The sequence below is a fragment of the Paenibacillus whitsoniae genome (genome assembly GCF_003955665.1).
Classification (GTDB): domain Bacteria; phylum Bacillota; class Bacilli; order Paenibacillales; family NBRC-103111; genus Paenibacillus_E; species Paenibacillus_E whitsoniae.
Genome location: NZ_RXHU01000041.1, coordinates 1 through 23,264, shown reverse-complemented (window position 1 = coordinate 23,264; position 23,264 = coordinate 1). Strand labels below are relative to the sequence as shown.

At 53.7% G+C, this 23,264-nt stretch carries 26 protein-coding genes; 24 read left to right on the top strand and 2 right to left on the bottom strand.

Annotated elements, in window-relative coordinates; all coding sequences use genetic code 11:
• Positions 1–117: 117 nt before the first annotated feature.
• The 10 genes from EJQ19_RS14550 (at position 118) to EJQ19_RS14505 (ending at position 7,309) form a co-directional block, all read left to right on the top strand.
• A complete protein-coding gene (locus EJQ19_RS14550) occupies positions 118–342 on the top strand; it encodes an AtpZ/AtpI family protein (protein WP_126141961.1) in 225 nt (74 codons plus the stop codon).
• Entirely contained in the window at positions 342–719 is a 378-nt protein-coding gene (locus EJQ19_RS14545; protein WP_126141960.1) for an ATP synthase subunit I, read from the top strand. The genes EJQ19_RS14550 and EJQ19_RS14545 overlap by 1 nt, the downstream gene beginning before the upstream one ends.
• Before the next feature lie 45 nt (positions 720–764).
• Complete coding sequence (atpB, locus tag EJQ19_RS14540) at positions 765–1,463, top strand: F0F1 ATP synthase subunit A (RefSeq protein WP_126141959.1); 699 nt, start codon at positions 765–767, stop codon at positions 1,461–1,463.
• 83 nt (positions 1,464–1,546) lie between these two features.
• Complete coding sequence (gene atpE, locus EJQ19_RS14535; RefSeq protein ID WP_028556930.1) at positions 1,547–1,771, top strand: F0F1 ATP synthase subunit C; 225 nt, start codon at positions 1,547–1,549, stop codon at positions 1,769–1,771.
• A 78-nt stretch (positions 1,772–1,849) separates the two neighbouring features.
• Positions 1,850–2,335 (top strand): F0F1 ATP synthase subunit B, encoded by a 486-nt coding sequence (gene atpF, locus EJQ19_RS14530; RefSeq protein ID WP_126141958.1) that lies wholly within the window; start codon positions 1,850–1,852, stop codon positions 2,333–2,335.
• On the top strand, positions 2,332–2,865 hold the full coding sequence (locus EJQ19_RS14525) for a F0F1 ATP synthase subunit delta (RefSeq protein WP_126141957.1): 534 nt from the start codon (positions 2,332–2,334) through the stop codon (positions 2,863–2,865). The genes atpF and EJQ19_RS14525 overlap by 4 nt, the downstream gene beginning before the upstream one ends.
• Before the next feature lie 33 nt (positions 2,866–2,898).
• On the top strand, positions 2,899–4,413 hold the full coding sequence (gene atpA, locus EJQ19_RS14520; RefSeq protein ID WP_126141956.1) for a F0F1 ATP synthase subunit alpha: 1,515 nt from the start codon (positions 2,899–2,901) through the stop codon (positions 4,411–4,413).
• A 119-nt stretch (positions 4,414–4,532) separates the two neighbouring features.
• Positions 4,533–5,390: an ATP synthase F1 subunit gamma gene (atpG, locus tag EJQ19_RS14515; protein WP_126141955.1), complete on the top strand. Its 858-nt coding sequence runs from the start codon at positions 4,533–4,535 to the stop codon at positions 5,388–5,390.
• Positions 5,391–5,439: 49 nt separating this feature from the next.
• The gene (gene atpD / locus EJQ19_RS14510; RefSeq protein ID WP_126141954.1) at positions 5,440–6,837 is read left to right on the top strand and encodes a F0F1 ATP synthase subunit beta; all 1,398 of its coding nucleotides are present in this window, start codon (positions 5,440–5,442) and stop codon (positions 6,835–6,837) included.
• Positions 6,838–6,904: 67 nt separating this feature from the next.
• Entirely contained in the window at positions 6,905–7,309 is a 405-nt protein-coding gene (locus EJQ19_RS14505) for a F0F1 ATP synthase subunit epsilon (RefSeq protein ID WP_126141953.1), read from the top strand.
• Between the two features lie 72 nt (positions 7,310–7,381).
• Here EJQ19_RS14505 and EJQ19_RS14500 read toward each other — a convergent pair whose 3' ends face one another.
• The gene (locus tag EJQ19_RS14500) at positions 7,382–7,681 is read right to left on the bottom strand and encodes a hypothetical protein (protein ID WP_126141952.1); all 300 of its coding nucleotides are present in this window, start codon (positions 7,679–7,681) and stop codon (positions 7,382–7,384) included.
• 305 nt (positions 7,682–7,986) lie between these two features.
• Between EJQ19_RS14500 and EJQ19_RS14495 the strand changes: the two genes are divergently transcribed.
• From EJQ19_RS14495 to murA, 14 genes are all read left to right on the top strand, one after another.
• On the top strand, positions 7,987–8,355 hold the full coding sequence (locus EJQ19_RS14495; RefSeq protein ID WP_206438423.1) for an NADH-quinone oxidoreductase subunit A: 369 nt from the start codon (positions 7,987–7,989) through the stop codon (positions 8,353–8,355).
• Positions 8,340–8,858 (top strand): NuoB/complex I 20 kDa subunit family protein, encoded by a 519-nt coding sequence (locus EJQ19_RS14490; RefSeq protein ID WP_126141951.1) that lies wholly within the window; start codon positions 8,340–8,342, stop codon positions 8,856–8,858. Before EJQ19_RS14495 ends, EJQ19_RS14490 begins: the two co-directional genes overlap by 16 nt.
• Positions 8,855–9,853, top strand: a complete 999-nt coding sequence (locus EJQ19_RS14485; RefSeq protein WP_126141950.1) for an NADH-quinone oxidoreductase subunit C — start codon at positions 8,855–8,857, stop codon at positions 9,851–9,853. The genes EJQ19_RS14490 and EJQ19_RS14485 overlap by 4 nt, the downstream gene beginning before the upstream one ends.
• A 3-nt stretch (positions 9,854–9,856) precedes the next feature.
• Positions 9,857–10,957 (top strand): NADH-quinone oxidoreductase subunit D, encoded by a 1,101-nt coding sequence (locus EJQ19_RS14480; protein ID WP_126141949.1) that lies wholly within the window; start codon positions 9,857–9,859, stop codon positions 10,955–10,957.
• Positions 10,957–11,961: an NADH-quinone oxidoreductase subunit NuoH gene (gene nuoH / locus EJQ19_RS14475; protein ID WP_126141948.1), complete on the top strand. Its 1,005-nt coding sequence runs from the start codon at positions 10,957–10,959 to the stop codon at positions 11,959–11,961. Before EJQ19_RS14480 ends, nuoH begins: the two co-directional genes overlap by 1 nt.
• Positions 11,962–11,975: 14 nt before the next feature.
• Positions 11,976–12,428, top strand: a complete 453-nt coding sequence (gene nuoI / locus EJQ19_RS14470) for an NADH-quinone oxidoreductase subunit NuoI (protein WP_126141947.1) — start codon at positions 11,976–11,978, stop codon at positions 12,426–12,428.
• A complete protein-coding gene (locus EJQ19_RS14465; RefSeq protein ID WP_126141946.1) occupies positions 12,421–12,957 on the top strand; it encodes an NADH-quinone oxidoreductase subunit J in 537 nt (178 codons plus the stop codon). Before nuoI ends, EJQ19_RS14465 begins: the two co-directional genes overlap by 8 nt.
• 2 nt (positions 12,958–12,959) lie before the next feature.
• Complete coding sequence (nuoK, locus tag EJQ19_RS14460) at positions 12,960–13,271, top strand: NADH-quinone oxidoreductase subunit NuoK (protein ID WP_126141945.1); 312 nt, start codon at positions 12,960–12,962, stop codon at positions 13,269–13,271.
• Between the two features lie 15 nt (positions 13,272–13,286).
• Complete coding sequence (gene nuoL / locus EJQ19_RS14455; protein ID WP_126141944.1) at positions 13,287–15,209, top strand: NADH-quinone oxidoreductase subunit L; 1,923 nt, start codon at positions 13,287–13,289, stop codon at positions 15,207–15,209.
• A complete protein-coding gene (locus EJQ19_RS14450; RefSeq protein ID WP_126141943.1) occupies positions 15,199–16,821 on the top strand; it encodes a complex I subunit 4 family protein in 1,623 nt (540 codons plus the stop codon). Before nuoL ends, EJQ19_RS14450 begins: the two co-directional genes overlap by 11 nt.
• 4 nt (positions 16,822–16,825) lie before the next feature.
• The gene (locus tag EJQ19_RS14445) at positions 16,826–18,340 is read left to right on the top strand and encodes an NADH-quinone oxidoreductase subunit N (RefSeq protein WP_126141942.1); all 1,515 of its coding nucleotides are present in this window, start codon (positions 16,826–16,828) and stop codon (positions 18,338–18,340) included.
• 252 nt (positions 18,341–18,592) lie between these two features.
• On the top strand, positions 18,593–21,121 hold the full coding sequence (locus EJQ19_RS14440) for a S8 family serine peptidase (protein WP_126141941.1): 2,529 nt from the start codon (positions 18,593–18,595) through the stop codon (positions 21,119–21,121).
• Positions 21,122–21,145: 24 nt separating this feature from the next.
• Entirely contained in the window at positions 21,146–21,406 is a 261-nt protein-coding gene (locus tag EJQ19_RS14435; RefSeq protein ID WP_241242909.1) for a DUF1146 family protein, read from the top strand.
• 197 nt (positions 21,407–21,603) lie between these two features.
• On the top strand, positions 21,604–22,923 hold the full coding sequence (gene murA, locus EJQ19_RS14430; RefSeq protein ID WP_126141940.1) for a UDP-N-acetylglucosamine 1-carboxyvinyltransferase: 1,320 nt from the start codon (positions 21,604–21,606) through the stop codon (positions 22,921–22,923).
• A 77-nt stretch (positions 22,924–23,000) separates the two neighbouring features.
• Here the strand turns inward: murA and EJQ19_RS32200 are convergent.
• The coding region (locus tag EJQ19_RS32200; RefSeq protein ID WP_206438422.1) for a hypothetical protein at positions 23,001–23,264 on the bottom strand (264 nt) is incomplete at its 5' end.

The following is a 23,264-nucleotide window of genomic DNA, read 5'->3' as shown; positions in this document are numbered from 1 at the left end:
ACAAATGAAGTTCCGTCAATTGACAAACCTTGCAGCGCTTAAGTACAATGAATGAGGATTCGTAGAACTATGTCTACGGAGCGGGTTTTCCATGTGGAAAACTCCCGGGAGGATGCGATGAAACGGAACAATTCGAACAACGATAATCCGTGGCGTGCAGTTGCGTTAACAAGTGCAATCGGCATCGATCTTGTCGTATGTTTGGCAGCCGGCTATTTCTTCGGAGATTGGCTTAGCCGCATGCTGGGCGGACAGTTCTGGTTGTTAGGCGGGTTCCTGTTGGGGCTTGTAACCGGCATCATCAGCATTTACTTCATGATTAAGCGGTACGGAGGGCTATGATGGACGAATTTTCAGCCACTCTGAAAACGGTTCAAAACATCTTTCTTTTCTTTTTATCCTTTTGTTTGGCTGCATGGGCGTTTTTTGTCGATTACCGGGTTTACATTGCCGGCATCATGCTCGGCTCTTTGGCGAGCATGATTAACGCAAGATTTCTAGCCTACAAAATCAACAAGATGGCGGCAGCTGCAATAGAGCAGAAAGGGCGCAAGGTAACCCTTGGCTTCCTGACGCGAGCGGCCATTGCCGGATTCGCAGGACTGGTTGCCGTCCGGTATCCGGAGCAAGTTGCGCTGACTACGACAATCGTTGGATACTTTTTTGCTCAATTGGCAACACTCGTACTGGGTATTGTTTCTAATCGAAGGTCAAAGTAATTCCACGATGTAACTTCAACGATTGAAAGGGGTGAAAATGGAAAAATGGAACATAAGGTACCAGAGTTTGAGTGGTTAGGGTTTCACTTCGACGCATCAGCACTGATGATGATCGGGATTACAACGGTAATCGTTCTTATTCTTGCTTTCGCAGGTACTCGCAAGCTCTCCGTATCGAATCCTTCCAAAATGCAAAACTTCATGGAATGGACGATTGAGTTTGTTGAGGGCATTATCGGAAGCACGATCGGTTCCAAGCACGGCAAAGGCTTTATCGCACTGGGCCTGACGCTGATCATGTACATCTTTATCGGCAACATGCTGGGTCTTCCCTTCTCAATTGTGACGGAAGATCACGTATCCTGGTGGAAATCGCCGACGGCGGACATCGCTGTAACAGGCGCGCTCACGGTGATCGTCATCGTGCTCAGTCACTATCTCGGGATTACGAGAAACACGAAACATTACTTTGCGCATTACTTTGAGTACAAAGGCGCGATGTTGATTCTTCACTTGATTGAAGTGGTCTCCAAGCCGCTGACGCTCGCTTTCCGTCTCTACGGGAACATTTATGCAGGTGAAATTATGATTTCTGTCATCATCGGAGCAGGCTGGTTCGGCGTTGCACCGTTATTTGTATGGCAGGGCTTCTCTGTGTTCGTAGGCGCAATTCAAGCCTTCGTTTTCACAATGTTGACGATGGTGTATATCTCGCAAACGTTGATTCACGAAGAAGAGCATTAAGAGCAAGACTTACCTCGGGTTAGTCTCGAGTCACTTATAAAAAACAAAACAAACTTTAATGAGTTTAAGGGAGGATTTTCACAATGGGAGCAATCGCATTAGTAGCAGCAGGTATCGTATTCGGTTTGGGAGCACTCGGTGCTGGTATCGGTAACGGTTTGATCGTAGGTCGCGCTTTGGAAGGTATTTCCCGTCAACCAGAACTTCGTGGTACGCTTCAAACAACAATGTTTATCGGTGTAGGTCTGGTAGAAGCAATGCCGGTCGTTGCGCTCGTTCTTGCGTTCATCTTTATGGGTAAAGCTTAAGAAACCGTTTGGCGTTGATGGCCACAGCTGCCACCACGCCTTCGTTTTGCCCACGTTATCAGAAGGGAGTGACGTTACTTGCATATTGAATGGTCCACATTTTTTATACAGATCGTTGCGTTTTTGATTTTGTATATCCTGCTTTCCAAATTTGCGTTCGGTCCTCTGTTCGGCATGATGGAAAAGCGCAGACAGCTGGTGAAAGAGCAAATTCAAACAGCTGAGGACAGCCGTAAGTTAGCTGATCAACTGTTAGAGGAACAAAAACAAGCGCTGCAACAAACGCGCAAAGAAGCTTACGAAATTATCGAGCAAGCGAAACAAACCGGTTCCAAGCAAGCGGATGATATTATTCATGCTGCTGGTGCGGAAGCCGTTCGTCTGAAAGAAGAAGCGCTGAAAGATATCGAGAATGAGAAGACGAAAGCTGTTGCTGCTCTGCGCAGCCAAGTGGGCGCAATGTCCGTGCTGATCGCTTCGAAAATTATCGAAAAACAAATCGACGAGAAGTCCCAAGAAGAACTTGTTGAGCATTACCTCAAAGAGGTAGGAGGCAAGGTATGAGTGACATCGTCGTAGCGAAGCGTTATGCCAGAGCTCTGTTCGAAGTAGCGAAGGAAAAAGGAATTATTTCCCAAGTCGAAGAAGAGCTGAAATCTGTAGCTAGTGCGATTAAGGAGAATGCAGACCTGCAGAAGATCCTTAACCATCCGAATGTCGGGACGTCCTCGAAAACGGACCTGCTGAAGCAGATTTTCGAAGGCAAAGTTTCCGAGCCGGTGTGGAATACGCTGCTGGTCTTGATCGATAAAGGAAGACAATCCATTTTGAACGCATTGGTTAACGAGTTTGCCAAAGTTGCCGACGAGGCACTTGGACAAGCGACTGCGGTTGTGTATTCGGCTGCAGGTCTTTCTGATGCGCAGCAAGCGGAAGTGGCTTCCCAATTCAGCAAAATTACAGGTAAAACGATTCGAGTGTCGAACGTTGTCGAGCCTAAACTGCTTGGCGGCATGCAAGTGCGAATCGGTGATCGTTTATATGACGGCAGTTTGTCCGGCAAACTGGATCGTTTGTCTAAAGCGTTGGTTTAACAACAAGCACTGTAAGAATAGGGGTGAAGTTCGTTGAGTATCAAACCGGAAGAAATCAGCTTATTGATTAAGCAACAGATTGAAAACTTTAATTCCGATATCCAAGTGGTTGATGTGGGTACTGTTATCCAAGTAGGTGACGGTATCGCTCGTGCTCACGGCTTGGAAAACGTTATGGCGGGCGAGCTGCTCGAGTTTCCAAACGGCGTACTCGGCTATGCATTTAACTTGGAAGAGAGCAACGTAGGTATCGTTATTCTCGGACCTTACAAAGACATCCGTGAAGGCGACCAAGTAAAACGTACTGGACGGATCATGGAGGTTCCTGTAGGGGAAGCTCTGCTCGGCCGTGTCGTGAACTCCTTGGGTCAGCCGGTGGACGGTCAAGGTCCAATCGCAACAACGGAATTCCGCCCTGTTGAGAACATGGCGCCGGGCGTTATGGCTCGTAAATCCGTTCATGAGCCAATGCAAACAGGTATCAAAGCGATCGATGCGATGGTTCCAGTTGGCCGTGGCCAACGTGAGCTTATCATCGGCGACCGTCAAACAGGTAAAACCTCGATCGCAATCGATGCGATCATCAACCAAAAAGGCAACGGCGTGAAATGTATCTACGTTGCAATTGGTCAAAAACAATCCACGGTTGTAGGCGTAGTTGAAAAACTTCGTGCTGCAGGCGCGTTGGATTACACAATCGTTGTAACGGCTTCCGCATCCGAGCCATCTCCGATGCTGTGGTTGGCACCATACTCCGGTTGCGCAATGGGCGAATACTTCATGTACAAAGGCGAGCACGTCCTGATCGTCTATGATGACTTGTCCAAACAAGCTGCGGCATACCGTGAGTTGTCCCTCTTGCTTCGCCGTCCACCAGGTCGTGAAGCTTATCCAGGTGACGTATTCTACCTGCACTCCCGTTTGCTGGAGCGCGCTGCGAAATTGAACGATGAGCTGGGCGGCGGTTCGATTACTGCACTTCCTTTCATCGAAACACAAGCAGGCGACATCTCCGCTTACATTCCGACGAACGTAATTTCCATTACGGACGGTCAAATCTTCCTTGAGTCCGACCTCTTCTACTCCGGTCAGCGTCCAGCGGTTAACGTTGGTAACTCCGTATCCCGTGTAGGTGGTTCCGCTCAAACGAAGGCAATGAAAAAAGTTGCCGGTACACTGCGTGTCGACTTGGCTCAATACCGTGAGCTTGCCGCGTTCGCAGCGTTCGGTTCCGACCTTGATAGAGCGACTAAGGCGCGCCTTGACCGTGGGGTTCGTACACTTGAAATCTTGAAGCAAGGGGTTAACCAACCGCTTTCCCTCGAGAAACAAGTTTGCTCCTTGTACACAGTAGTCAAAGGCCACTTGGACGACATCCCGGTTCAAGACGTTACACGTTTTGAAGCGCAATTCTTGGCTTACTTGGAATCCAACCGTTCGGAAATCTTGAACAGCATTCGCGATACGAAAGATATTCCTGCGGATACCGATAAAGCGTTGGTTGATGCAATCAACACATTCAAAAAGAGCTTCGCAGTTTCTGAATAATAGAGGGTAGCCTGCCCGGCGCAGGCTGTCCGCATGTTGCCTGAGATTGGGCGCTCCGGCGCCTGAGATCAGGCCTTCGAATGAAGGCTCTCCAAGGCCTCAAAAGAGAGGTGACAGGTATGGCAAAAGGAATGCGCGAGATTAAGCGCCAGATTAAATCGACTCAAAACACGAAGCAAATTACGCGTGCGATGGAGATGGTCGCGGCAGCGAACTTGCGTCGTGCGCAGCAAGCGGCGGAAGCGGCTCGTCCTTACTCGGATAAGCTGAAAGAAGTCGTAGCGAGCATCGCGGCAGGAACGAAAGGCGTGAAACACCCGATGCTGCAAACGCGCGACGTGAAGAAAACCGCCTATTTGGTGATTACTTCGGATCGCGGTTTGGCGGGCGGTTACAATGCGAACGTCTTGCGTAAAGCGATGAGCGAAATTCGTGAAAGACATCAATCGAAGTCGGAATACTCGGTTTTTGTAATCGGTCGTAAAGGAAGCAACTTCTTCTCGAAACGCGATGTGCCGATCGTGCAGGAAGTAACAGGCCTTCCGGATTCCCCGACTTTCGCGGACATTAAGTCCATCGCAGCTTCGGCCGTGAATAACTTTGTGAACGGTACGTATGACCAGTTGTTCCTGGTCTACAACAAGTTCCAAAACGCGATCAGCCAAGTGCCAACCATGGTTCGTTTACTTCCGATGGAGGAAGTGACCAGCCAGACGACAGCGAGCTACGAGTATGAGCCGTCTGCAGAAGGCGTGCTGGAAGTATTGCTTCCGAAATATGCGGAAACCATTATTTACAGCGCAGTACTGGAAGGCAAAGCGAGTGAGTTTGGCGCGAGAATGACAGCGATGAACTCAGCGACGAAGAATGCTACGAAGATGATCGGCGATTACACACTGGCGTACAACCGGGCGCGTCAAGCAGCGATTACGCAAGAAATTGCGGAAATCGTCAGCGGCGCGAACGCGAACGCTTAATTCATAAAAGTCCTCGGCTAGAGGCAAAGCTTTTCTTAGGAGGGAAACCATGAGCAAAGGGCGCGTTGTGAATATTACAGGGCCTGTCGTCGACATTGAGTTCGAGCGCGGACAGCTTCCTGAAATTCTGAATGCAATCAAAATTGAAAAAACAGAAAACGGACAAACGGTTTCTATTACCGTTGAAGCGGCTGTTCACCTCGGTGACAACCTCGTTCGTTGCGTTGCGATGTCTTCCACAGACGGACTTGTCCGTGGTGCTGAAGCCGTAGACCAAGGCGCTCCGATTACTGTACCGGTTGGTACAGCAACATTGGGCCGCGTGTTCAACGTTGTCGGTGAGCCTATCGACGGCAATGACACGGTTGACCGTACATTGACTAGCCCAATCCACAAAGAAGCTCCGAAATTCGACAACTTGTCGACCAAATCGGAAATTCTGGAAACGGGTATTAAAGTTATCGACTTGATGGCGCCTTACGCAAAAGGCGGTAAAATCGGTCTCTTCGGCGGTGCGGGTGTAGGTAAAACCGTAACGATGCAAGAGCTGATCCACAACATCGCACAAGAGCACGGCGGTATCTCCGTATTCGCGGGCGTTGGTGAACGTACTCGTGAAGGTAATGACCTTTACCACGAGATGAGCGACTCCGGCGTTATCGCGAAAACAGCGATGGTGTTCGGCCAAATGAACGAGCCTCCTGGCGCACGTCTTCGCGTAGCCTTGACTGGTTTGACAATGGCGGAATACTTCCGTGACGTTGAAGGCAGAGACGTTCTGCTGTTCATCGACAACATCTTCCGTTTCACACAAGCAGGTTCCGAGGTATCCGCATTGCTGGGCCGTATGCCTTCCGCGGTAGGTTACCAACCAACGCTTGCAACAGAGATGGGTCAATTGCAAGAGCGTATTACATCCACGAAAAAAGGTTCCGTAACATCGATTCAAGCGATCTACGTTCCTGCGGATGACTATACGGATCCAGCTCCGGCTACTGCGTTCGCACACTTGGATGCAACAACAAACTTGGAGCGTAGCATCGCGGCTGCAGGTATCTTCCCTGCCGTTGACCCGCTGGCTTCCTCTTCCCGTGTCTTGGCGCCTGAAATCGTAGGCGAAGAGCACTATAAAGTAGCACAAGGCGTTAAGCAAGTGCTGCAACGTTACAAAGAGCTTTTGGATATCATCGCGATTCTGGGTATGGATGAGTTGTCCGACGAGGACAAATTGGTCGTTACTCGTGCGCGTCGTCTCCGTCTGTTCTTGTCTCAGCCGCTTCACGTTGCTGAGCCGTTCAACGGCTTCCCAGGCTTGTACGTACCTTTGAAAGAAACTGTGCGCAGCTTTAAAGAAGTTCTTGAAGGCAAGCACGATGATCTTCCTGAAGTTGCGTTCCACAACGTAGGAACGATCGAAGACGCGATTGCAAAAGCGAAAACGCTGTAAGGCGTACGCTAGCTAAGCTTTCGAAGCCGGTTTTGCTTAGGCGAAACTTACAGGAAGGAGAATCCAAGTGAGTACATTCCTACTTGAAATTGTTACTCCGGAGCGCAAAGTGTACGCGGAAGACGTGAACATGGTCAGCGTGAAGGGTGTTGCAGGAGAGCTTGGTATTCTGCCGAATCACATTCCACTTGTAACTCCACTCAAAATTGCTCCGATCACGGTTAAGAAACAAGGTCAAAAAGACCAAGTCTTAGCCGTGAACGGCGGTTTCATGGAAGTCCGCAAGGACAAGGTGGTTATTTTGGCGGAAAGCGCCGAGCTGCCGGAACAAATTGATGTCGATCGTGCGAAAGCGGCGAAAGAGCGTGCGGAGAAGCGTCTTGCGGAAACGAAGCAAGAGAACGTGGACTTCAAGCGTGCGGAAGCATCGCTGCAAAGGGCACTGAATCGGATTGGTGTATCCGGTAAATAAGCATACGAAAGAGGGCTACCCCATGATTCACGAAAGTGAATGCGGGGGTAGCCCTTTTTGCTTGCAGTAAATTTAGCTTACATGATGCCAAGAGGTCGATTGACCCGTTTTCGGGCAGGCAGGGAAGGTGCTGCCGGCTTCAAGCGTAATCTTTTGACCGTCTGCGTCTTGGTACTCGCCGGACTCCGTCACGTTCTCGCCGGTCTGGTGCGTATGATTGACATGGCGCCAGGTTGTCGCAGTGCCGCTAACCGGACAATTGGGGAACTTCTCACCCTGCGTAAGCTCTTGAACTTTGCCGGCTTCACAAATATAAGCGCCGGTTTCCTCTACCGTTTCATTTGTACGGTGCTGTTTGGTTGCAGTTGCCATGGTTTCTTCATCCTTTCGGGTATGGGGGTTGAGGGTTGTCGGTTGTCGGGAACTCAGACAAGGTCTTAGGTCGAATTCCCTTGCATAGTATTACCCTATGCGTTGGATTTGTACGCAGGAGGTATACGAAAGGGGCGGCAGGGAAAAATTAGAAAAAGTCGCAAGCTTAACCCTCGTCTGGGCAAGGCTTGTCAATTAGGCATCGACGCCCTAAGGCCTTTTTGTTATACTATAAAAGGCGATTATTACCAGAACTGCTGAGCTGTAAAAGACAAGGACTATGAATTGGAGGCGGTTACATTTACATGTTGTACACAAATAATTATGTAATCGTAGCGATCTTCTTGGGACTCGGGATTTTCCTGCCCATAGCTGCGCTGACGATTGGTAAATGGTTAAGACCGACGAAGCCGATCGAGGAGAAGTACACGACGTATGAGAGTGGAAATGAACCCGTAGGGGAAGGTCAGATTCGATTTAACATTCGTTATTATTTGTTTGCGTTGATGTTTGTCATTTTCGATGTGGAAACCGTGTTCCTGTATCCGTGGGCTGTTGCTTTTAATCAGCTTGGTTTGTTTGCCCTCGTTGAGATGTGTATTTTTGTAGCCTTGCTAGCCATAGGTTTAATATACGCTTGGAAGAAGAAGGTGCTGCAATGGACTTCAGTCTAGAAACGATTTCCCCGCAAGAACGCGAAGAGCTTGACCGCAATGTGTTCATGACGACTTTGGAGCAAATTAAGGCATGGGCCCGCAGTAATTCCCTGTGGCCGCTAACGTTTGGTCTCGCTTGCTGTGCCATTGAAATGATGGGAACAGGCGGTTCTCACTATGATTTAGACCGATTTGGAGTCATCTTCCGTACGTCGCCCCGTCAATCCGATGTGATGATTGTCGCAGGGACGGTTACGAAGAAAATGGCTCCTTTGTTGCGCCGTCTTTACGAACAGATGCCGGAGCCGAAATGGGTTATTGCGATGGGTTCCTGCGCAACCGCAGGCGGACCTTATGTACGTTCCTATTCTGTTGTAAAAGGAGTCGACCAGATCGTGCCCGTGGATGTCTATATCCCAGGCTGCCCGCCGAATCCGGCTGCGTTGATCTACGGCATCAACAAGCTTCAGGAGAAGATTCGCTATGAAGCGAAGACCGGGAAGCAGGTGACGAACCGATGAGCGAGGAGAAAAAGCCGGAGGAAACGGTAAAGCCGAGCGAGGAAACGACGGCTTCCGAAGCGAGCACGCCGGCTGAGGCAGCAAGCACGACCGAGCCTGCGAAGCGAGAGGCAGGTGCGGCGCCAGCGGAGCAAGCGGCGCAGGAAGGTCAGGCACCGGCGGAAGCTGAGGTGCCAGGCGAGAAGGCCGATGGCCCAGCGGCATCGGCGAATGAAACGCCGGCGCCTGCGACGCCGCCGGCGAGCGAAGGGCTTGCCGCTGACGCGGGCAAGCCAGGCGCCGACGACGCGGCTGCGCAGCGCGCCGCGGCACGGGCCGCGCGCCTAGCTGCGCGCGCGGCGGCGGACGGAGCTGCCGAGCCAGCGTCGGCAGCAACCCCAGCGCCGGCGTCCGCAGACGGCGGCGACGACGAGAAGGCGGCCAAAGCAGCGGCCGCCGCAGAAGCCCGCGCCGCGCGTGCGGCAGCACGCGGCGCCAAAACCGATGCGGCGGAGCCCGCCGCGCCGAAAGAGCCTTCGCCAAACCAGCCGCTGCTAGACCGGCTGGTGGCGATCGTCAAGGCCGAGGCCGGCGAAGACGCGATCGTGGATGCCTTTATCAACGAGAAGGACGGACACCGGCCATACATCGTCGTGCACAGCACCCGGTGGGTGCAGGCGGCTACGACGCTGCGCGACCACGAGGAGCTGCGCTGCAACTATTTGCGCAACCTCTCGGGCGTGGACCAGGAGACGCATCTGGAGGTAGCATATCACCTGCTGTCGCTCTCGCATCGCCACGAGTTCTGCGTAAAGGTCAAGACCGACCGTGAGAACCCGAACATCCCGTCCGTCACGGACATTTGGCCGACGGCGAACTGGAACGAGCGCGAAGTGTACGACCTGCTCGGGATCGACTTCCCCGGCCATCCGAATTTAGTGCGAATCATGATGCCCGACGATTGGGTGGGTCATCCTCTGCGCAAAGACTACGAACCGCTCGATCCGGAGGTGTAGCACGTGTTACGGACAGAAGAACTCCTGCTTAACGTCGGCCCCCAGCATCCCAGCACGCACGGCGTATTTCGCGTCATTGTCAAGCTGGACGGGGAAATTATTAAAGAAGCTATCCCCGTCATGGGCTACTTACATAGAGGTACCGAAAAGCTCGCTGAGAACCTCAACTATACGCAAATCATCCCGTACACGGACCGCATGGATTACGTGTCGGCGATGACCAATAACTACGTGCTCGTCAATGCTGTGGAGAAAATGATGGGGCTGGAAATCCCCGAGCGGGCTGACTTCCTGCGCCTGATCGTGATGGAGCTGCAGCGCATCGCCTCCCACATGGTATGGTGGGGCACGTACCTGCTCGACATCGGGGCGATGAGCCCGTTCCTGTTCGCCTTCCGCGACCGGGAAATGATCATCGATATGTTTAACGAATTGTGCGGCGCCCGTCTCACGTACAACTACATGCGCGTAGGCGGTGTCAAATGGGACGCGCCTCCGGGCTGGCTGGATAAAGTCCGGGCGTTCATTCCGTACATGTACAAGAAATTGGAAGAATACCATACACTCGTGACCGGCAACGAAATTTTCTTGTCCCGGATCAAGGGCGTCGGCAAATACGATGCGGAGACAGCCATCGCCTACGGCCTCAGCGGGGCCAACCTGCGCTGCACGGGCATCGACTGGGACATCCGCAAAACACAGCCGTACAGCCTCTACAGCCGCTTTGAATTCGATGTGCCGGTGCGCACCGGCGGCGACTGCTACGACCGCTATCTCGTGCGGATGGAAGAAGTGAAGCAATCTCTGCGCATTCTGGAGCAGGCCCTCGCGCAAATTCCGGAGCAAGGCGACACCATGGGCAAAGTGCCGAGGGTCATTCGTCCGCCGGAAGGCGAAGTATATGCGGCTATTGAATCGCCACGCGGCGAGATCGGCTGCTACATTATTTCCCGGGGAAAACAAGAACCGTTCCGGCTTAAATTCCGGCGACCTTCCTTCGTGAACCTGCAAATTTTGCCAAAGCTGCTTGTAGGAGAAACGATGACGAATCTGATTACGATTCTTGGCGGTATCGATATTGTCGTAGGGGAGGTTGACGCCTAATGACAGGATTATTGGAACAGAGCCTCACGTGGACGAATTTCCTCGTCTTCCTGTTCTGGGGCATCGTCATGCTGCTGCTCGTCCTTGGCTTCGTCACCTATGCCATTTACTTCGAGCGCAAAGTCATCGGCTGGATGCAGCTGCGGATCGGACCGAACCGCACAGGGCCGCTGGGGCTCTTGCAGAGCGTCGCGGACGTTATGAAGCTGCTGATCAAGGAAGATACGATTCCGAAGAAAGCCGAGCGCGAGCTGTTCATCCTTGCGCCGATCATTACCTTCATTCCTGCGTTCACGATTATCGCTACGATTCCGTTCTCGGATCGGATGTTCAACGCCAATCTGAACGTCGGCTTGCTGTTTTATGTCGCACTCACCGGGCTCTCGACGATCGGGATTATTCTCGGCGGTTGGGCCTCCAACAATAAATATGCACTGCTCGGCGGAATGCGTTCGGCTGCGCAGATGATCTCCTACGAAGTACCACTCGTCATTTCCGTGATCGGGGTCATCATGATGACCGGCACGCTGAACTTGCATGCGATGGTCGACCATCAAGCCGGAGGCTTCTGGCACTGGAATTTCATCCCGCAAATTCTCGGGTTTATCATTTTCGTGATTGCCGGGGTTTCCGAGTTGAATCGGACGCCGTTCGACCTGCCGGAGGCAGAGTCCGAGCTGGTAGCCGGTTACCACGTCGAGTACAGCGGATTCCGTTTTGCTTTTTACATGTTGGCCGAGTATGTGTACGTCTTCGTGATCGCGTCCTTGACCAGCTTGCTTTTCCTGGGCGGGTGGCATGCGCCTTTCGAATTCCTGGACTTCATTCCGGGCATTATCTGGTTCCTGCTGAAATTCTCGCTCGTGGTGTTCTTCCTGTTCTGGCTGCGCGCGACGCTGCCGCGGGTACGCATTGATCAATTGATGGGCTTCGGCTGGAAAGTGCTGCTGCCGCTCGCGCTCGTGAATATGCTGGTGACGGCGATCATCATGACCATTTTCTAAGGAGTTGAACCGTTATGAAAGGGATCATGAAAGGTCTCGGCTTTACGTTTAAAAGCATGACCCAAAAGAAAATTACGTACGCCTATCCGGATGTTCCGATTCAAATGCCCGACCGCTTTCGCGGAATCCAGCATTTTGATCCCGAGAAATGCATCGTCTGCAACCAGTGCGCGCGCATCTGTCCAACGGAATGTATCACGCTGACGGGGAAAGCGAACCCAGACCCTGAGAAGAAGGGGAAGGTTATCGATACGTACGACATTAACTTTGAAATTTGCATTTTGTGCGACCTGTGCACCGAAGTGTGTCCGACGGAAGCGATCGTCATGACCAATAACTTCGAACTGAGCACGTACAGCCGGGACGATCTGTTCAAAAATCTGGAGTGGCTGAACGAGAACAACCAGAACATTCGCCAAGAGAACAATTCGGCCATGCCGAAAGGGGGCGCGAAGAAAGATGTTTAGCTTTAGCGGACTTGGAGATTTCCTGTCCAGTGGCACGAGCTGGATGTTCTTTGTTTTCGCCTTGCTGGCGATCGGCGGCGCGATCTTCATGATTTCGTTCACGAAGGTCGTCCACATGGTCGTCGCGGTTGCTCTGACGTTTATCAGTTTGGCAGGCCTCTACATTATTCTGGAAGCGGAGTTTGTCGCTTTTGTGCAGGTGCTGATCTATGCGGGTGCGATTTCAATTCTGATGATCTTCGGCATTATGATGACGAGACATAGAGGTGAAGCGGAGGAAGCACCGCGCCGTCCTTGGCACGAAGGGCTGGCGATTGTCGGCTCGCTGGCGCTGTTCGGGGTTATTTTCTACGCGATTCAAAAGTCCACGTTCGTTGCGAACGGCACGCTGGATGCGGGGAAAGACAACACGCTGGAAATCGGGAAGCTGCTGTATAACGTGCATGTCATTCCTTTTGAAATCATGTCGGTGCTGCTGACGGTGGCCTTTATCGGGGCGATCGTCGTGGCGAAGCGAGAGGAGGATTAGCGGTGGGGACGATTATTACGCATTATCTAACATTGGCAGCCATCCTGTTCTGCATCGGGCTGTACGGCGCGCTGACCAAGCGGAGCGGCATTATCGTGCTGCTGTCGATCGAGCTGATGCTGAACGCGGTCAACCTGAACCTGGTGGCGTTCTCGAAGCTTGGTGACCATCCTGCGCTGACCGGCCAGATTTTCTCTCTCTTTAACATTACAATTGCGGCGGCCGAAGCGGCTGTCGGCGTTGCGATTCTGATTGCGATTTACCGGAATAAAGGAACTTCAGATGTGACGGATCTGGATTCCATGAAGCGCTAGGGGGCGAACACGGATATGGTATCGGACTACTCACAGTACGCATGGCTCATTCCATTGTTTCCGCTGCTTGCATTTCTTGCGCTCACGGCGATGGGACGTCAATTAAAAGATGTAGGCATCTACATCAGCATTGTTGCGATGCTCGCCTCGTTTATCGTGGCGCTGCTTATTTTCATCGAGCGGGTTGGCGGCAATGTCGAAGACTACACGTGGGATAAAATGAACTGGCTGCAGGTCGGCGACTTCTCGCTCCGCATGGGGTTTGAGGTCAACAACCTGAACGCGCTGATGCTTGTCATCGTGACGCTGGTTTCCCTCTTGGTCAACATCTACTCCAAGGGCTACATGAAAGGCGACGAGCGCATTCACGTCTTCTTTGCGTATATCGCGCTGTTCTCGTTCTCCATGCTGGGCCTGGTTATTTCTGAAAATATGCTCGAGCTGTACATCTTCTGGGAGCTGGTGGGCGTCTGCTCGTTCCTGCTCGTCGGTTTCTGGTACTTCAAGCCGGAGGCGAGAGCCGCAGCGAAAAAAGCGTTCATCGTCACCCGCATCGGGGACGTCGGTTTATTCATTGCGATCCTCCTGCTGTACTGGTATATGCCTGGGCATGCGCTGGATTTCACCTCGATCCACAATGCGTTCACGACGGGCAAAATTGACCCAACGATTGTGACCTGGATCGCTGTACTGATCTTTGTCGGCGCGATCGGCAAATCCGGCCAATTCCCGCTGCACACATGGCTGCCCGATGCGATGGAAGGACCGACGCCGATTTCGGCGCTCATCCATGCCGCAACGATGGTTGCCGCCGGTGTGTACCTCGTGGCGCGCACATTTGATATTTTCCATGCTTCGCCGGATGCGTTGACCGTGGTTGCTTACGTGGGGGGCTTTACGGCCATCTTCGCTGCCACTATCGGCATCGCGCAGAACGACATCAAGCGCATTCTCGCGTACTCGACCGTCAGCCAGCTCGGTTACATGATGATGGCGCTGGGTATCGGCGTGTCGTACACGTCGGGGATGTTCCACCTGTTCACGCATGCTTTCTTCAAAGCACTGCTCTTCTTGGGCGCTGGCAGCGTGATCCATGCCGTACATACGCAGGACATTAACGAAATGGGCGGGCTGTCCCGCAAAATGAAAATAACGACGTGGACGTTTGCGATCGGTACGCTGGCTTTGTCCGGTATTTTCCCGTTTGCAGGCTTCTGGTCGAAGGATATGATTCTCAGCGAAGCGTACGATCACAACAAGCTGCTGTTCTGGGTCGGCGTCATCGCCGCCTTCTTCACGGCGTTCTATATGTCGCGTCTGTTCTTCCTAGTCTTTATGGGCGAGGCGCGAGGCAAAGCCGTCCATGAGGACGCTGCGCACGACGAGGATCATCATGCTGCGCATGAGCCGCATGAATCTCCGGCTTCGATGACGACGCCGCTCATTATTTTGGCCGTGCTGGCGGTCATTGCCGGTTTCGTGAACACGCCGTTCAACGAATGGCTGGGCCACTGGCTCACTGGGCAGGAGCATGACGAGACAGCCAATTGGGCGGTCATCATCCTGTCGACGCTGGCGGGTCTGCTTGGCATCGGGCTTGGCTACCTGATCTATCTTAAACGGACAATTCCTCGGGATGTCGTGTCGAGCAAAGCGCCGTGGCTGTATACGCTGCTCAACCGCAAATACTTCATGGATGAATTGTACGACACGATCATTGTCAGACCGCTGCGTGGACTGGGCTGGGTACTGGACATCATCGACGTCTACATCATTGACGGCATCGTGCGGCTCGTGGCCTTCGGCGTCGTCAGTCTGGGACGCCTCGGTTCCCGGCTTCAAAACGGCCAGCTGCAATCCTACGGCGTCATCATGCTGCTCGGCATGCTGATTCTGGCGCTGGCGATTGCAGGAAGGAGGTTCATCCATGCCGGCTAGCTTACCTATTCTAAGTCTGATTGCCCTTTCTCCCTTGCTTGGTGTGCTTGTGTTGCTGTTCATCCCGGGTGACCGGGGCCGCCTTGTCAAAACAATCGGCATCGCGACAACGTTCATTCCGCTGCTGCTGGCGGCCTGGCTGTACGCCGATTACAACTTTCAAGGCGATCCGCTGCAATACAAGGAATCGCTGAGTTGGATCAAAGTGCCGCTCAACCATGAGGGCATTCAGCAGATTTCAAGCTTTTTCTTCGAGTTCAAATACTCGCTTGCCGTCGATGGCATCTCGCTGCCGCTTGTGTTCCTAACGGCTTTGGTTTCCTCGATGGCGGCGCTGGCTTCCGTTTACATCAAAAAACGCTGGAAAACGTACTACATTCTGTTTCTTCTGCTCGAAGTGGGAATGTTCGGCGTTTTCATGGCGCAGGATCTGTTCTTGTTCTTCGTGTTCTTTGAAATTACGCTTGTCCCGACGTTCTTCCTGATCGGTATATGGGGCTATATGAACCGGGAGCAGGCGGCGAACAAGTTCTTGCTGTACAACGGTCTCGGCTCTGCGATTATGCTGATTGCATTCATTCTGCTCGTAACGACGGCTGGTTTTACGCAGGATCCTTCTACCACGGAGAACATCATCTCTTATAGCGGGGATATTCAAACGATCGCGCACAACCTGCTTCAAGACGCGAATGCGTACGTGAATCAAGAGGGCACACCGTTTTTCCTGAGCTCGGCGATGAAATGGACGATGTTCATTCTGCTGCTCGTCGCATTCGGCATTAAACTGCCGATCTTCCCGTTCCACACGTGGATGCTCAAAGTGCATGCGGAGGCGCCTCCGGCTGTGGTTATGATTCACTCGGGCATTTTGCTGAAAATGGGGGCGTACGGCCTCATCCGTTTCGGCATTCTGTTCTTCCCGGGGGAAGCTCAGAAGTGGGCGTGGGTGCTGGCGCTACTCGGCGTCATCAACATCGTGTACGGCGCGATTCTCGCGATCGTGCAAAAAGATTTCAAACTCGTACTCGCTTATTCGAGTATCTCGCATATGGGCATCGTGCTGCTCGGCCTCGCCGCCTTTAACATCTCAGGGCTGCAGGGCGCCGTGTTCCAGTTGATCTCACACGGTCTGATTTCCGCCCTGATGTTCCTGCTCGTCGGCAGCCTGTACGAGCGCACGCAAACGACGCAGCTGAGCGCCCTGGGCGGGCTCGCGTCATCGATCCCTTTTATCAGCGGTATTCTGCTGATTGCAGGCATGGCCTCGCTCGGATTGCCGGGCCTATCCGGCTTTATCAGTGAGTTCCTCGCCTTCCTCGGACTCTTCGAGACCCACCGCGTGTACGCGATTATCGGTACACTGGGCATCATCCTCGCAGCGGTGTACGTGCTGCGCGGGGTGCTCAGCATCACGTTCGGTCCGAAGCGGCCGGAGCTGCTGCAGTCCGGCATGCGCGATGCGAGGCTGATCGAGGCGGTGCCGATGATCGTGCTCGTCGCCTTTATTCTCCTGCTCGGCGTGTACCCGAGCGTGCTGGGGCAGCCGCTTCAACAAACCATCGGCAGCTTGGATCAGTTGATCCACAGCGTAGCCGGGAAGATAGGAGGTTAGTCCAGTGGAACAGATTTTACGACTCCAAGCTTCCGATTTGCAGTATCTGCTCCCTGAGCTGGCGCTGGTTGTGACCGCGGTCATCCTGTCTCTCTTGGATCTCGCTTTGCCAAATCGCGTTAATCGGACGTTTATCGGGTGGCTGACGCTTGTGGGCATTGTGGTGTCCGGCGTTTTCGTCACGCTGCAGCTGAATCCCGCCGAGCCTGTGCAGTTGCTGAATTTCAGCTACCGGGTCGATGACTTCTCGAATATCATGAAGCTGCTCGTTCTCACCGGCACCGCATTGGTCGTGCTGATGAGCATCGGCTTTGTCAAAGAAGACAGCATCCCGCACGTTGGCGAGTATTATTATTTTTATTTGCCGGCAGCGCTGGGCGCAATGATCATGTCTTCCTCCGGCGATCTAATTACGCTGTACGTCGGATTGGAGCTGCTCAGCATTACGTCCTACCTGTTGGTGGCTATGAAAAAGAAAGACGGCCTTTCCAACGAAGGCGCGTTTAAATATTTGGTGATGGGCGGGATTTCGTCCGCCATTATTTTGTACGGCATGTCGTTCCTGTACGGCATGTCGGGCTCGACCAACCTGATGGAAATCGGGCAGGCGCTGCCGACGCTGGCGGCTTCCTACGAGCCGCTGCTCTATCTGGCGTTCTTCCTGCTGCTGGCCGGCTTCGGCTTCAAAATCGCCGCCGCCCCGTTCCACAGCTGGGCGCCGGATGTGTACCAAGGTGCGCCGACGCCGGTCACGGCGTTCCTGGCCGTGGTCTCCAAGGCGGCGGGCTTCGCGATTTTGTTCCGCGTCTTCTACGTGCTGTTCGCGTTCAACAGCTTTGAAGGTACGAAGCTTCAATCGGATGTGTTTCTGGCAATCTCCGTCATGGCCGCGATTGCGATGGTCGTGGGCAATTTCACTGCGCTCAAGCAGACGAATATGAAAAGGCTCCTGGCCTATTCCGGGATCGCGAACGCCGGGTATATTCTAGTGCCGATTGCGACGTATTTCTCGGTCACGCACTATGCGAACTTCTCGGAATTCATCTTCTACCTGATCGCGTATCTGGTGATGAATATCGGGGCATTCGCCGTCCTGATGATTGTCGAGGCTGCCGAAGGCCACACCGAGGCCAAAGGCTTCGCCGGCTTGTACTACCGCGCGCCGCTGACGGCCGTGGCGATGGTGCTGCTCGTGCTCTCGTTGGCGGGCATCCCGCTTTCCGGCGGATTCTTCGGGAAATTCTACATCATCCTCGGCACGATGCAGACCCAGCAGTACTGGCTCGGCGCACTCATGATCGCGACCAGCGTCGTGTCGCTGTACTACTACTTCGGTATCGTCCGGCAGATGTTCATGCGCAGCGATTACGAACCGGCCCCGGTTCGTGTGTCCGTGCCGCTGGGCATCGTCGTATGGCTGTGTGCGCTGGTCAGCGTCGCGCTCGGCGTTGTGCCGCAAGCGGTGCTGAAAGGCATCGACACGATTTTTACGTTAACGAGCGATTTTATTATTCGATAGGTGCGACTCCAAGCCTCTCTCTGCGTATAAGCAGGGAGAGGTTTTTTTTGCATATCCAGTAGTTTCACTACCGCCGAAAATGGGTAAGCACGAGTAAATAGGCATATCCAGAAAATACATCTAAAAAAAGTGCTCCTAAGTCTGAACTTTTTGCGAAGAAAAACCGTTATAGCTATCGAGGAGCGGCGGAATGTGGTATAGATAGAGAAGTGCATTTTTTACGCTCAATTCGAACTAAAAGGACCTGATGGAATGAACTGGTTTCGATACGTAGGACCCTTCGTTGTGCTGCTCGTTCTCGGCTTGGTCGGCCATGTCACGACCGCCTCGGCAGCTTATCCTATTTCTTCGGATCCGATGCGGGTGAAGCAAACCTATTTAGATATGATTAACATAAATGGCGCCTGGGCCGCCGCGGAGGACACGCGTACGCCGCTGATCGTCGCGGTCGTCGATACGGGCGTCGATCTGACGCATCCCGATCTCGCGGGACGGCTGGTGGACGGCGTCAATCTGCTCCTGCCCGGCGCGAAGCCTTACGACGATAATGGCCACGGCACGAACGTTGCCGGGATTATCGCCGCGGCGATGAACAATGACAAGGGCATTGCCGGTATCGCGCCGAATGCCCGGATCATGCCGATCAAAGCGCTGGAATCAGACGGCACAGGCGACGAAGCCAAGCTGGGCGAAGGCATCAAATATGCCGTCGACCACGGCGCCAAGATCGTCGTGCTTTCGCTCGGCCTGAACAAATACTCGGCGTATTTGCAAGGGATTGTGCAGTACGCGGAAGATCGCAATGTGCTGCTCGTGGCCGCGGTGGGCAACGAGAGCACCAGCGTCAAATACCCCGCGGCGTATCCGCCGGTGCTCGCCGTCGGCGGCGTAAGCCCCGACCGCACCGCTGATCCCCGGTCCAACTACGGACCGGAGCTGGACATTATGGCGCCGTGGGACGTGTACACGACCGCCCTCGGCGGCGGTTACCAGTACCAGGACGGCAGCTCGATGGCGGCCCCGCAGGTGGCCGGCGCCGCTGCGCTCGTCTGGGGCAAGTACCCCGCCATGAGCGCCTTCCAGGTGCGCTCACAGCTGGAGCAGACCGCGGAGGACCTCATGTCCCCGGGGTGGGACACGAAGACCGGCTACGGGCTGCTGAACGTGCAAAAGGCGCTGACAGAGCCGTATAAGCAGGACCGCTTCGAGCCGAACGACACGCAGGCGCAGGCGGCGCTGCTGCCGGCGCATACGGCCATCCAGGCCTCGCTCAGCTCCGCGCAGGACCAGGACTGGTACGCCATTGATACGGCGTACGACGGCCAGCTCCAGTTTTGGCTGGAGCCGGAGGAGAGCTCGGCGACGGGCGGCATCCGGCTGCGCGTGGATTCCGGCGAGACGTTCGTCGCCGGCGGGGATAGCAGCCAGCCCTTCACAGTGAATGTGCGCAAAGGCCGCACATTTATCCATCTGCAGGGCGTCGACCGCGCCCGCAAGACAGCGCTGAACTATGCGCTGCGGACTGATTTTGTCATTTATACGGATCCTTTCGAGGATAACGATAAGCAGTATAAAGCTTTTGCCCTGCCGGAGCGCAGCCAGACGATTCAAGGCACGTTCCATCAGAAAGGGGACGTCGACTGGTTCTCCATGTACCTGGAGCATTCCGGTACGATGCGCATCAAGGTTACGACGGATACGGGTCGTATCGATCCGATGCTGTTCATTCAGAAGGAGGGCGAGAAATCGCTGACCTACGATCAGACGGGCGACGGCGGGATGGAAATTACGTCGCAGATGGATGTATTGCCTGGGCAATACTATATCCGGGTCAGTAATGTGAAGGATTATATAGAGCCGATCACGGGCGAGTACACGCTCGACATCGACTACACCCCGAAGCTCATTGATCCCAATGAGCCGAACGACAAGTCGTATCAAGCGACTTTTGCCGCGTTGAATAGCGGGTATGAGGGTGTTTTTAACCGGAATGAGGATGTCGATTGGTTTGAATTCCGTTTGCCGAAGGAAAGCCTCGCTCAGGTGTCGCTTACGAATTTGCCGACGACTCGTTTGCTGTACGCGACGCTCTATGACAGTTCGATGAAGGATTTAGGCACGTATCAGAACGCGCTCGGAAATACGAGTCTTGCGTTCGAGAAGCCGCTGCCTGGCGGTACGTATTATATTAAGCTGCGGGCGAACCAGTGGTTTATGAGCCAGATGTACCGGCTGCAGATCAGCAGCTTTGTGCTGATTAGCGGTTACCGGGATATCGAGAATCATTGGGCGCAAAGCACGATCAGCGAGATGACGAGCGAAGGCATTATTAGCGGTTACGGCAACTACCGTTTTGCGCCGGATCAGCCTGTGTCCAGAGCGGAAGCGGCGACGGTGTTGGCCCGGGCCTTGCATTTGACGAAGCAGCGGGAGCTGCGTTTTAGCGATGTGGCGACGAGCTTCTGGGGCTATGCGGATATTGCCAAGGTCGTGCAGGCGGGCATTGTCGACGGCTACCCGGACGGCACGTTCGGTCCGAATCGCGGGCTGACGCGAATGGAAATGACACAAATGGTCGCCAAGGCGCTCGGGATGAGCGGCAAGCTGCGCGGGAACTCACCGTACCCGGATGTCGGCGAGACGTACTGGGGTGTCGGGATAGTGAAGCAGATGGCGGCGGACGGCTGGATCAGCGGCTACCCGGACGGCTCGTTCCATCCGGAGGACGGCGCGACGCGGGCTGAATTTCTCACGATTGTAGCCAAACTGTTGAATCGATAATATGCGAAGGAAGAGGCGAGGCGAATGGGTGAAACGGATAAGTGGAGCGAAGCAGCTAAATACGCATCTCTGATGAACACGGTGGATATTGTGGTCTATATTGCCTGCATCGGTCTTGCGTGGTGGGCGCTGCAGGCGTTTCGCTTTGACGTTCTGCTCAAACAGCCGAAAGGTGCGAAGGCGATCATGCTGCAGATCCTGCTGGCGATCGGGCTTGGGCATCTTGTCGCCTCTTTTTTCATTCAATATTTAGGTCTCTCCCTGGACTTCAGCCGAATGTTTTAATGGCGAATTCCGAATAAGGCGCAACTTTGTTGTCAACAATGGATAGTAGAACGGTATCAAAATAGAGAGCTGCTACGAACTCTATGTGGGGCTATCCGAATGCCAAAAGAACACAGTTGTGCCCACCTGGCAACCAATGATAAGATTAAGAAATGTGCGAAATGTGTCAAATAAAATAAGTTCGCGGAGGGACCATGATGAGCAAAATTATCGTCCGCGGTGGCCGAAAGTTAGCTGGCAGTGTGAGAATCAATGGAGCGAAAAATGCGGTTCTGCCGATTATTGCAGCTTCCATCCTGGGATCGGAAGGTGAAAGCATCATCCACGATGCGCCTCCCCTTGACGATGTACTGGTCATTAATAAAGTGTTGCAAAGTTTAGGGATTGAAGTCGAATATAACCGGCAGACCATTCGGGTTCGCGCAGGGCGGATTGAGACCTGTGAAGCCTCTTATGAGCTGGTTCGTAAAATGAGAGCCTCTTTCCTCGTGATGGGGCCTTTGCTTGCCCGTCTCGGTCAAGCAAGAATTTCGCTGCCGGGGGGCTGTGCGATCGGTACAAGACCGATTGATCAGCATCTCAAAGGGTTTGAAGCGATGGGGGCTGACATTGAGCTGGGCCAGGGCTACATTGAAGCAAGGGTCAAAGGTCGCCTCAAGGGTGCCAAAATTTATCTCGATGTCGCGTCGGTTGGCGCCACAGAGAATATTATGATGGCCGCGACGCTGGCGGAAGGCACGACGATTATTGAAAATGCCGCCAAAGAGCCGGAAATTGTGGACTTGGCGAACTATTTGAATGCGATGGGCGCTGTCATTCGCGGCGCTGGCACGGGTGTTATTCGTATTGAAGGTGTACATAAGCTTTGCGGAGCGGTACATACGGTTATTCCGGATCGCGTTGAAGCAGGAACGTACATGATTGCAGCGGCCATTACGGGCAGTGAACTGTATATGGAGGGGGCGATCGGCGATCACCTGCGTCCTGTCATTTCGAAAATGCAGGAAATGGGTGTCGAGATCGAGGAAGACGAGAACGGCATTCGCGTACGCGGCGGTGGGCCGCTTCGCGCGGTCGACGTGAAGACGCTGCCGTATCCGGGTTTTCCGACCGACATGCAGTCGCAGATGATGGCGCTGCTGATGGTCGCGGACGGCACGAGCCTCGTGACGGAAACCGTGTTCGAGAACCGTTTCATGCACGTCGAAGAGTTCGCGAACATGAACGCCGCCATCAAGGTAGATGGACGCACGGCGATTATTAGCGGCAACACGAAGCTGCGCGGCGCGAAAGTATGCGCAACCGACCTGCGGGCGGGCGCGGCGCTGATTTTAGCCGCGTTAGCGGCAGACGGTGAGACGGAGATTACCGGCGTTCACCATATTGACCGCGGCTACGTCGACATTACCGACGTGCTGCGGGATCTAGGCGCCGACATTCAACGGTCGGTGCCGCAGGAAGTGGAAGAGGAAGCGGCGGAGCTGGGCTTTTTCAGCATTCAGCCAACGCTGGCTTAATCGGGAGGACCATCCGGCATTTGTGCCGGGTGGTTTTTTATTTCTAACTGTAAACGGCCAAGCGCAATGTTGTCAGGTTAAGGCAGCAAGTTATGAGCTGTATAACGACGGGAGCCAGACGGCATCAAGCAAGTTGAGCAGCTTGGTGTGTCCATGGACTGGAACATCTCCAGTTCATTTCGCTTGGAAACGGCCACCGTGCCAACTGAACTGGAAAACCTCCAGTTCGTTTCAGCCGCTTCTGGAGAATGGCTGCCAAATAGGAAAATAGACTGGAAGAATTCCAGTTCAGCACGCCGATTTGGGCGGAAATGCGTAAATGTACGGGAGAAATTCCAGTT